Consider the following 1999-nt stretch of genomic DNA (forward strand, 5'->3'; position numbering starts at 1 on the left):
CACCTCAGCGCGCTCCCGGCGCGCCGTTATGGCCTTGTCCAGGGCGGCCCGGCGCTGGACGTCAGTCAGCTGCGGTACAGCTCCCATCAACGATGTTCCTCTCACGGAAAACAATATGAAACAGGGCCATCATGACCCGCCTGTCAAGGCGCTGACCAGCACGTTCACCACCACAGCAAACCAACCTGCCCTGCCCTGCAGCACCCCGGCATGCACAGGCCACGGGCGGCCAACCCGGGAACACCAGGACCTGCGCCCAGATTCCGACACCAGCACCAACGCACAAACCCTCGCTGTCTCTCACACCACTGTCATGAAACCGAGAGATCGCACGCAGAGCGCTGGCCCCTGCCGGGCACCGCCAGGGCGTGGCCGAAACGGCCGTGGTCAGGTGCCTCAGACCTGCCTACCCACTTGGGAAGACTCCCTGTGAGCCACACAGGCGTCATCCGCCTTGCCGGGAGAACGACGCCGCCCTTCACCGCCTGGGTTCCGTCTGCGGCAGGAACCGCCCACCCCAGACGGAACCACACCGGTGAAAGCGGATGACGCCCCGGCAGTGAGCCTTTCCCAACCTGGTATCCGCCTGGTATCTGCGCTGGTCAGCGTCCTGATGCCGGTTGGGCCCTCGCAGCTGGCATGGGCTCCTGACCAGAAGTTTCACGGTCGGCCGAGGCCTGTGGAGACCCTCCATGGGATTCCTCCCGCCAACACGCCCATCAGGTTGGAAAAGGCTCACTACTTGCGGCGTTGTCGCACGATCGAACTCCCGCTACACTCCAGCCGCCCAGTGAAACCCGCAGGTCAAACAGCAAAGTCCTGCTGGAATACTAAGGCTCAGCACGAGGTTCCTCCAGTGCCATATTCCATCGCATCCCAATAAACGATCCTGCGATAGTTATACCCATCGTTGTACACGGAATCGACGTACTTGGAGCTATTGCTGGGCACGCAGACCATGCTCTTTGAACTATAGGTAGTTCCATTAATGCTCTCTTGAATGAAAGCTGAAACCATCTTTGCACTGGTAGTGCTGCAGTTTCTGTAGTAGACAGGGCCTACAGTATTCGTCCCCATCCCACACATCTGGGCGGTTGCAGGCGTCGCTACAGTTGCCACCAATGCACCTGCCGCCACAACCAGCGAAGCCGCTAGGGCGGCAAGGCGACCCTCATATCCAGTGATGATCTTCATGGTTAATACTTACTACGGAAATCGCCTGGCGCCCTTGAGTGAAGATCACTCAAAATACAGAAGTGAGCCTCTTCCACCCTCAGGACGGGGTGTGGTGAAGGACGACGACGGCCTTGATGATGTCGGTGATCCGGTTGGTGCTGCAACGGAGCTTTCGCAGCAGTCGCCAGCCCTTGAGCGTGGCCATGGCTTGTTCGCCGACGCAGCGGATCTTGGCGTGGGTGCTGTTGTGTCGACGCTGCCACCGCTTGAGCCGACGTCCCCGCAACGGCACCCGAACCGGGCGGCCGGCACCCTGATAGGCCCGGCCCGCCCAGCACTTCAGGTCGGCCGCGGCAAGTACATCGACCATGCCGTGCTTACGCGCCGCTGTCAGGTCGTGCGTTGAGCCGGGCAGCGCGGGTGAGACCCACAGCAGCCGCCCGAACGGATCGGTCAGGACCTGGATGTTCATGCCGTGGCGCTTGTGCTTGATGCCCCTATGTTCGTCAAGCCGCGGTCGTGAGGGTTGACGGGTCATCAGGGCGTTGGTGGCATACGATCGTGTCGGTGCGTATCAGCGCGTAGACCTCGCGGGCCACGTAGCGCTTCAGGCAGCGCATGATCTCGCGCTTACCTCGCCCCTCAGCGCTACGTCGCTCCAGGTAGGAGCGGGTGCGCTCGTCTTGGCGCATGCGGGTGACCACGATGCGGTGCAGCGCTGCGTTTGAAGTTTCCCCGTGATCTTGGACTCTCGTTCGTTAGGCCGCGAGGGCGTGTTGATGCCGCTGCCTGGTCTCGGCCGGTGTGAGGTAGCCGAAGATCT

1 protein-coding gene and 1 pseudogene are annotated in these 1999 nt (G+C 61.7%); both read right to left on the bottom strand.

All coding sequences use genetic code 11. From position 1 onward, the window contains the following. Positions 1-837: 837 nt before the first annotated feature. A complete protein-coding gene (locus tag ACFWUY_RS41365) occupies positions 838-1194 on the bottom strand; it encodes a hypothetical protein (RefSeq protein ID WP_384122130.1) in 357 nt (118 codons plus the stop codon). A gap of 79 nt (positions 1195-1273) precedes the next feature. Further along, positions 1274-1666, bottom strand: a pseudogene (locus ACFWUY_RS41370) (transposase family protein); the annotation flags it as partial. Positions 1667-1999 lie beyond the last annotated feature (333 nt).

Origin of the sequence: Streptomyces sp. NPDC058664 (assembly GCF_042716635.1) — a bacterium.
Classification (GTDB): domain Bacteria; phylum Actinomycetota; class Actinomycetes; order Streptomycetales; family Streptomycetaceae; genus Streptomyces.